We start from the raw sequence: 8,791 nt of genomic DNA on the forward strand, positions 1-8,791 counted from the left end.
TCACAGTCATTCGTGCAGGTCAGCCTCTTTGACCGGGCCCGACCGTGGGTCCCGACAACCCTCTCTCCTCATCCTCCTGTCCACCCGCCTTGTGATTGATGTCAGCGGCAGGTGGCAGGGTGGATGCGGCGTTGAGTCGATCGGGTTTGCGCGCATCCGTCCATATCCGGCCCGGCCTGGCGCGGCCGGTCCGTGGCGCCTGTCGGCGCCGTGGGCGGTGAGACGGGGGCGGGGAGGGGTGTGGGGTGTGGGTGGTTCGCTGACGTATCCGTACGGGTCGACCAGCTTGGTGCGCGGGCACGTGCTCGCGGCGCTGGGTGTGCTGAAGGTGGCGAGCGCGGATCAGATCCGCCGGCTGACCTGTCCCGGCCACAAGGACAGCAAGGGCGTGCGCAACGCCTGCCTCGATCTCGCCAAGCACGGGCTGACGCAGTCGGACGGCTACGCCCGGGACGGGCAGAAGCTGTGGGGCCTGACCACCCTCGGCCTGACCGCCGCAGCCGAGACTCTCGGACGTCCTGCTGCGGACATGGGCGGCACCGCACGCGGAGCGGCCCGCTCGGGGGCCCCGCACGCGATGGCCGTCAATGAAACCGTCATCGCCCTCACCGGCACCCAGCCCGTCCCCACCCGCCCAATCCTGCGCACCACCCCAACCCCCGGGACACTCGCGGGATCCGGCACGGCGGCCGCGTCGCCGGTTCCGGCGGGGTTCGGGTCGGTGACGTCGTGGGCGACGGAGGTCGTGCACCCCATGCCCGGCGCGAGCCGGACCCGCGCCTCGGTGCGCACGGACGCCGTCCTGCGGGCTGCGGAGGACGGCCTGCCCGCGCTGCTGGTGGAGGTGGACCGGTGCACGGAGGCCGACGACGTCCTGGCGGCCAAGTTCGCCCGCTACCGCGAGTTCTTCCGTGTACAGGTGAAGGACCACTCCGTCGCCGTGTCCCACGGGGGCCAGCACGTGCCGTTGTGGGAGAGCTTCTACCCGCCGACCGGCCGCGACGGGTATCCGCCGATCGCGGTGGTCTTCGACCCCGGCACCAGGCTGGGAGAGCAAGCGCTCAAGAACCGGATGAACCGGGTCTTGGAGCTGACCCGCGACCACTGGTCGGGCAAGTATGAGAGGCGCGGCGGATACGGCGGTGAGGAGCCGGACGGCTACGTCGACTACAAAGATGCCATCCCGGTCCTGTTCACCACCCTGACCCGCCTCCAGGACTCCGGCCCACAAGCCGCGGTGTGGTGGCGCTGCGGACACCGCAGCTGGGAAACCCTCACCGACGCCCTCGACAACCCCCGCGACGTCCGCGCCTGGCGCCGCCGTGAAAGGGAACGCCACAAAGCCCGGCAAGCCCGGGAAGCGAGGGAGCGAGAGGAGCGGCGGCCGGCTGCCAACGAAGGTTGGGACGGGCCGCGCGTGCCCGAACAGCCCGAACCCGCGACCCCGCCCTGCCAGACCTGCGGCGGCCCGCTCGGGGGGCTGGGCATTGACGATCCTTCCGCCTCGCCGCCGGACGGCCGTAACTGCGCATCCTGTCGCGACGTCGATGCAGCCATACAACCCCCGATGGGGCTGTTCAAAGCCCTCTTCGGCCGCCCCGACAAGGACACCCCACCCCAGCCCCCGACCGGGCTGTAAAGGGGGCCTTGAACTGGCCGCCGGCAGACGGCCGTTGAGCAGCACACTCACACACAAAGCCCCTGCGGCCTGTACAACGATGATCCAGGAGCCCCACTACCCGGGGGGCGTCATCTGCCGTGCGCAGTCGTTTCGCCCCCCCCCGTTATGTTTTCCGCGGTCCTGCAAGAGGGCCGCTGGCCTCCGGGCCCGGCATGGCTGTTCCCCCCTGTCGAACCGATGACCTGGGGGGTGGTGCCACCGGGCCCGAGAGGCGCCGTTGGAGACGCTGATCAGAGGTCCGGCCACCGTCCGGTCCGGCGCAATGCCGGGCAGTTCGCGGGCGGCAGGTCTGCATAACGTGGATGCGCGCACGACGCCAACGCCCCGGCCAGCACACACGACATCCGTTCGGGAGGACGGCTTGAACGACAGCGACGAGACAGACGTCTTCCTCGGTTTGGACGTCGGCAAGACCACCCACCACGGGCACGGGCTCACCCCGGCCGGCAAGAAGGTCTTCGACAAGCAGCTGCCCAACACCGAACCGAAGCTGCGGGACGTCTTCGAGAAGCTGAAGACCAAGTTCGGCACCGTCCTGGTGATCGTCGACCAGCCCGCCTCCATCGGCGCCCTCCCGCTGACGGTCGCCCGGGACACCGGCTGCAAGGTCGCCTATCTGCCCGGCCTGGCCATGCGGCGGATCGCCGACCTCTACCCCGGCGAGGCGAAAACCGACGCGAAGGACGCCGCGGTGATTGCGGACGCGGCCCGCACCATGCCGCACACCCTGCGCTCGCTGGAACTCACCGACGAGATCACAGCCGAGCTGACCGTGCTCGTCGGCTTCGACCAGGACCTCGCCGCCGAGGCCACCCGCACATCCAACAGGATCCGCGGCCTGCTCACCCAGTTCCACCCCAGCCTCGAGCGGGTCCTCGGCCCACGCCTGGACCACAGCGCCGTGACCTGGCTGCTGGAACGCTACGGATCTCCGGCGGCCCTGCGGAAAGCTGGGCGACGCAAGCTTGTTGAAGTGATCCGGCCCAAGGCCCCGCGCATGGCGACACGCCTGATCGACGACGTCTTCGACGCACTCGACGAGCAGACCGTCGTGGTCCCGGGCACCGGCACCCTCGACATCGTGATCCCATCCCTGGCCCGCTCGCTCGGCGCCGTTCACGAACAAAGACGGGCGGCACAAGCCCAGATCACAGCCCTGCTGGAGGATCACCCTCTTTCCAAGGTCCTGACGTCGCTGCCCGGCGTCGGCGTCAGGACCGCCGCTGCATTGCTGGTCACCGTCGGCGACGGAACCAGCTTCCCCACCGCCGCCCATCTGGCCTCCTACGCCGGCCTCGCCCCGACAACAAAGTCGTCGGGGACCTCGATCCACGGCGAACACGCGCCCAGAGGCGGCAACCGGCAGCTCAAACGCGCGATGTTCCTGTCCGCGTTCGCCGCTCTGCACGATCCCGCCTCCCGCACCTACTACGACAAATGCCGCACCAGAGGAAAGACCCACACGCAAGCCCTCCTCCGGCTCGCCCGACAACGCATCAACGTGCTCTTCGCCATGCTCCGCGACGGCACCTTCTACGAACCCAGAACCCCACGCCTCGCTTGACCAAAGACATAGAGGCACCCCCCCCGCCGGCGGCTGCGCACGGCGTCCCTTGCCGTCCGGGCGATGCGGTGGCCGAACCCCTCGCCGGCCGCCAGGACATAATCATTCTGGCCGTGCGCAGCCCGTCGTCGTCCGCTCTGGAGGGCTGCGCACGGCCTCCAGGCCGCTTGAAGCTCGTGAGCCGGGCCGCGGGGTGGGTTCCGGCACCGGGACCCGGTTGGTGCGCCATTCGTGGGGAGGTGGTCAGGCGCTGCTGTGCCAACGGGGGAATGGATCATAGAGTCACGGCCGGGAGGGATAATCCCCCTCCACGACCATCAGAGCCGCCGAAACCGGCCGTCATTCAGTCGCCCCGTCGAACACAGCACGCTCTGCGGACCGTGTCACGATGCTGCTGGGTGCCGGTCCTGCACTGCACACGGCACCCCTCGCCGTGCGCGGCCTCAGCCCCCCCGAGCAGGCCGCGCACGGTGTCCCCGCACCCGAGTGGGCCTGGCAGTCCCGTCCGTCCTGTCTGTTCACGAGTCGCTTCCGACGTGACGCCGCCCCGGGACCGGGGGGGATGGGGCACTGAGGTTTGGCCGCGTCGGGTACGGACCGGGCCGTCAGCGTGCCGGCGTGGCGAGCAGTGACATGGCTTCTCGCAGTCGTTTGCATGCCCAGTCGTACTGCTCTGTGCCGGTGTGGGCCCGGTACTCGGTCTCGATGATCTGGATCAGGGCGAGGTGGAGGTTGTACAGCCGCCGGCGGGTCAGCTGTGTGTGGGTCAGCGGCTGGTGGCCGTAACCCCTGAGGAAGGCTGTGGAGTCTCCGAACGCGCCCGGTTCGCTCCCGGCGAAGCCGAACTCCATCAGTGGGTCACCGTAGAAGGCCCGCTCGTGGTCGAGGATCGCCACGATCCGGCCGTCGCGCACCATGCAGTTGCCTGGCCACAGATCCCACTCGACGAACCGGGACTCGGTCACCTCGTCCAGTGCATCGGCGTGTGCTGAGACGGCGTGGCGGACGGCGTGGTAGCCGTGGGGGAGGACGACGGCCCGTCGCTCGCCGTCGTCCAGCAGTTCCTCGACCATCCGCAGGAAGGCCGCACGCCACGTGTTCTCGCCTGGTCCGGCCAGCGGGCCGAAGGCGGTGCCGGGGATGGCGTTGAGCTGCCGCGTGATCGCGCCGAGCGCCTCGTCGTAGGCGTCGAGTTCCGTCTTGGCCAGGGTGTCGCTGATGACGTTGAGGTTGTCCGCGTCGACGTACGACATGAAGAAGTAGTCGGCGTCGCAGACCTCGTGGGTCCGGTCGGTGAAGTGCACAGTGGGCACCGGGACTTCGGTGTGCTCCCGGATCAGCCGCAGTGCCTGCAGCTCGGTGGCCATGGCGCCACGTTCGTAGGTCATGACTTCGACGTCCGGCGGCGGCGCGATTTTCAAAACGACGTCTGTGCCGGAGCGCAGCCGGATCCGGTAGGCCACGTTGAACCAGCCGTGACTCAGTTCGCTGAACCAGTCCTCGTCCGCGTCGCACACCTCGTGGGGACCGTAGGCGCGGGTGACCATGGTGCGAAGGGCCGCAGCGGTCTGCCGGTTCTTTGTGATGCTCTCCATCAACCCTCCGCCCGAAGCATGATCGGACGGTAGCACCAGCTCTGGACCTCCGAGCGGCGCTTCCCCAGGCTGGGCGGCCTGTTCCCGGATCCGTCGGTGACGGCCGCGGCGAGTGCGGGGGTGACCTACTTGGTGCGTGTGTCTCGTGTTCGCGGGCCGGGAGAATCAAGAGCCAAAATGCCATGGCGGTGCCTCATGGAGGGCTGGTAGCAATTGATGATGTCAACTGAAGCTTTTGACTCGATGGAACGTCTCTTCGCCGAGCGGGCCTGCGGGCGTCTGATCGTCGAGTTTGTGCGCCGCCTTGACCTGGGAGATCCGAGCAGTGTTGCGGACCTCTTCACCCCGGACGGGGTGTGGGAGTGGCCTCATGGCGGCCGGAGAGTGGAGGGGCGTGAGGCGCTCCGCAGCTACTTCGGTTCGCGGCCCGTGGACCGGCTGTCGCGTCGTATGTCTACGAACATCCTGGTCACGGTAAATTCCGCGTGGGCGGCCACCGCCACCTCTTACTTCGCCACTTACCGGGTCGACGGCTATACCGATGGCATGGTGCCCCCGAGGCTCCCTGCGAACGTGGGTCACTATGAGGACACATTCCGGAAGGTCGAGGACACTTGGCTCCTCGCCAGCCGGGTCACGCGCCTACCATTCGGCGCAGAGACGGTGCGTCTCAGCCACCCCGACCAGTCGTGACCGCGGGGGGGCAAGCTGGCTTACAGTCCATCTTCTTCCGTGGCCTTGCCCAGACCGCTGAGGTTTCGCTCGACTTCGTCTACCGCTGCACCGAACAACTGCGACGCCGCCTCGGGCCCCCGGCACACCACCCGTCTCGAGACGTCCCGACGGCGATTTTCTGCCGAAGGCCCGCTCGATCTCGGCGGCCGGAAATGGCGTTCGCTTGCTCTCGGTGAGCAGATGACGGACGAATTCGCCTGTGGGGTCACCCCCGAGCAGGGGGTGGCCGTTTTCAGGAAGCGCCATCAAGTCCGCCACAACCGTCGACCGACCAGTCCCAGGCTCTACCAGCGCATGCCGAGCTCATCGAGTTCCGCGCGGCGCTGTTCGCTCAGCTTGGCGGCTCTGCGGCGGGTGTTGTCGAGGAACGCTCCGAGTTTGACCTGCTCGCCCGCGACGTCCTCTACCGTCTTCCTCGGCACCCGCAGGTGGCCCTCGCGGGCGTGGAACGCCCGAGCCGCGGCGATGTTGGCGGCCCACCGGTCGTCCTGGGTGCGCCGGGCCGGTTCGAGCGTCTCGTCGTCGGCCGGTGCTTCGATGCCGATGGATTCGAGCAGGAACTGCTGTGCGGGCATCAGGCGCTCCCACCCGGTCCGCTGCGTGACGATCCAGGCTCCGAGGTCCTCGCCCTGGACGACCAGCTCCCCGCCCACACCCGGGAGTTGACCTCCGGCGCGGACGTGGGCGAGAGCGAGGCGGTAGCTGCGCTGCCATCCGATCTCCCACGCCGGGCACCACCCCGGATCCACCTCCGCGAGAGCCTCCATACGGCTCTCGGACAACTCTCCGGCATACGAGAGGCCCGTCTCTCCCGCGAGGCGCCGTTCGGCGTTCTCCACCGCCTTCCTGGCCGCTGCACGCTGATTCTTGGCCCACACCCCCAGCGGGAACGACTCCCACACCACCGAGGCGGCGGGCAGGAAGTGCCCGTGCACAGCCGCATAGGAGCGGGCGACGTCCAGGCCGGCGTCCCACGCGGAGGCGTGCACCGACCACACCATGCCCAGCCTCTCCAGCTCCGCCACCCGCGAGGCCTCCAGCGTCCCCGCGGCGTAGTAGCGCCGCTGGTCCGCGATCCACGCCCCCAGCGGATGCGACCCGACCGCTCCCCAGTCCTCCGGCGTGACGTACGTGAACGGCACCCGCAACTCGCTGCTCCCCGACTCCCGCAGCCACCGCGTGGCGGCCTCGATCCCACGCCGCCAGTAGGCGCCCTCGGGATCGATGACCCGCAGCTGCACGAACCGGGTCAAGGCCGCCGGGTCGCGTTCCTCGGTGAACCGCAGCACTCCCGCAGCCCGCGACGACACCCGCACCACCTCCGCGTCGACGTCGTCCAGGTCTCCATCCTCGGGGCCCAACTCGGCGTCCTCAGAACCCTGTTCGAGTGTCGGACGGCTGTTGCGCAGGCGGGGGTCCGCGAGCGCCTCGATCGTGTCTGCGTCATGCGCTCGGAGGGCTCCGAGGACCTTGCTGAGGGTGCTGTAAGCATCCGAGGTGAGCAATTCATTCGGATCTTCGTCCGGTCCGAGGAAAACGGGCACCACCAGAGAGGCCAGTTTCCCGCGCCCCGGATGCAGACGTAGGGCGCGCCCTACCATCTGCACGATATCGACCATCGACCCGCGAGCATCCGAAAATAGAACGGCGTCACACTCGGCAGTATCGACACCTTCGCCAAGAACCCTCACGGACGACAGAACACGAAACTCGGCACGCATATTCTGGCCCTTGAATTCGGGGCCTCCGAGGTAATCGGAGGCGAATTCTTCCAGCACATTCCGGCGGTGCCCGGGCGTGTGTTCGCCATACAGCCAGTCCGCCCACACCTGCTCTGCGGGCGGGTACACGTCCGGCTCTTCTGCCGCGAGCCGGGCTGCGACCAGCGGGACCGACGCGGCCATCGCTTCGGCCTCGCCGACCCGGCTGTGGAAGCTGAGGACCCGTCGGAACCGCTCCTCCACGGCCGCGTGCATCAACCCCGTCTGTACAGCAGCCAGCCGTGCCCCACGCACGGCATCCGATCCGGTGTCATCGCTGGTCAACGCCGCATACAAATCAGGGTCACGGATGTCCAGGCACAGGACCTGGTAGGGCGCCACGATGCCCCGGCTGATCGCCTCCGACAACGTCAACATGTACGCCACCGGCCCGAAGACTGGCGAACCGTCCTCCATCGACGCCACCAGCCGCGGCCGCTCGCCCTCCGCCTCCCACACCCGGGCTGTGGCCGTCATGTACAGCCGACGCTCCGCCGGGAGCTGCGCCTGGTCGTGAACGGCCGCCCACGGCTTGAGACCGTCACCACTCGTACGGTGCGCCTCGTCTACGACCATGAGGCTCCACACTGGGAGGCCGGCCGCGTGTGCGCGCTGGAGGATGCCCAGGCCGACGGACGCGTACGTCGCGAACACGGTGACCGTCTCCAACCCGGCCATCCACGCCACCAGTTCGTCCGGGTCCGTCGTGCACGGCAACCCTTGGCTGTCCTCGGTACGCAGCGAGCAGACACCGATCATCGCTCCGGACCGACCTGCACGGCGCCATGCGCCGGCCATCTGCGTCAGCAGGTCCAGAGTGGGCACCAACACCAGTACACGGCGGGCAGAAAGGCGGTGCGCGGCCTCCGCGCCGATCAGGGTTTTCCCGGAGCCAGTGGCGGCAATTACCTGCGTTCGCAGACCGTCCGGAGGGATACGCCCCCCGGGAGGAATTCCGAGAATGCGAGCAATATTATCGACCGCTTCGGCCTGATGTGGACGCAATTCCATCTGATTCACGAGAGTCCAATGCTCGAAGGTGCGGAATGGTGACTGCCTCTGATTCCAGAATTCACCCAGTCTCCGAATGACGACTTTCGCTATCGAGGCATCAATCGAGGCATCAAGGGGCGAGCGGTACTCAGCTATCATCCCAGAACCAAGCCAGCCTGAGAAGTGACGCACGCGAGTTGGCCGGAACCGAGTGGAGTCCTTCGAGGATGACCGATTCCGACCGACAGGCCACACCCCACCTCCCCCTACTGCTGCGTCTTTCCCTGGCGGGCCCGGAGGGTCCGTCAGGTCCCGTACCGGACTGCGGAGCAGGCCGGTACGAGTCCGGTCCGGGAGGACCGGACGTGCCATATCGCGGAGCGATACGGCCAGACAGAACGGGTTCCGGCTTCGCGCGGAGCGCGGGAAGTGCCGCGTAGCGGCACCGCGTCGTGTCTGCGGG

The 8,791-nt window shown here is 68.3% G+C and carries 5 protein-coding genes; 3 read left to right on the forward strand and 2 right to left on the reverse strand.

What is annotated here, in order from left to right; translation table 11 throughout:
* Positions 1-247 precede the first annotated feature (247 nt).
* Together OG776_RS42000 and OG776_RS42005 are read left to right on the forward strand one after the other, a co-directional pair.
* Positions 248-1,639: a replication-relaxation family protein gene (locus OG776_RS42000; protein WP_329317958.1), complete on the forward strand. Its 1,392-nt coding sequence runs from the start codon at positions 248-250 to the stop codon at positions 1,637-1,639.
* A 403-nt stretch (positions 1,640-2,042) separates the two neighbouring features.
* A complete protein-coding gene (locus OG776_RS42005; protein WP_329317956.1) occupies positions 2,043-3,245 on the forward strand; it encodes an IS110 family transposase in 1,203 nt (400 codons plus the stop codon).
* A 605-nt stretch (positions 3,246-3,850) separates the two neighbouring features.
* Here OG776_RS42005 and OG776_RS42010 read toward each other — a convergent pair.
* Entirely contained in the window at positions 3,851-4,840 is a 990-nt protein-coding gene (locus tag OG776_RS42010; RefSeq protein WP_329317954.1) for a phosphotransferase family protein, read from the reverse strand.
* Between the two features lie 243 nt (positions 4,841-5,083).
* Here OG776_RS42010 and OG776_RS42015 point away from each other — a divergent pair, with 243 nt between their 5' ends.
* The gene (locus tag OG776_RS42015) at positions 5,084-5,533 is read left to right on the forward strand and encodes a nuclear transport factor 2 family protein (RefSeq protein WP_443077150.1); all 450 of its coding nucleotides are present in this window, start codon (positions 5,084-5,086) and stop codon (positions 5,531-5,533) included.
* Between the two features lie 326 nt (positions 5,534-5,859).
* Here OG776_RS42015 and OG776_RS42020 read toward each other — a convergent pair whose 3' ends face one another.
* Entirely contained in the window at positions 5,860-8,346 is a 2,487-nt protein-coding gene (locus tag OG776_RS42020) for a DEAD/DEAH box helicase (RefSeq protein WP_329326628.1), read from the reverse strand.
* Between the last annotated feature and the right edge of the window lie 445 nt (positions 8,347-8,791).

It is taken from the genome of Streptomyces sp. NBC_01689 (assembly GCF_036250675.1).
Taxonomy (GTDB): domain Bacteria; phylum Actinomycetota; class Actinomycetes; order Streptomycetales; family Streptomycetaceae; genus Streptomyces.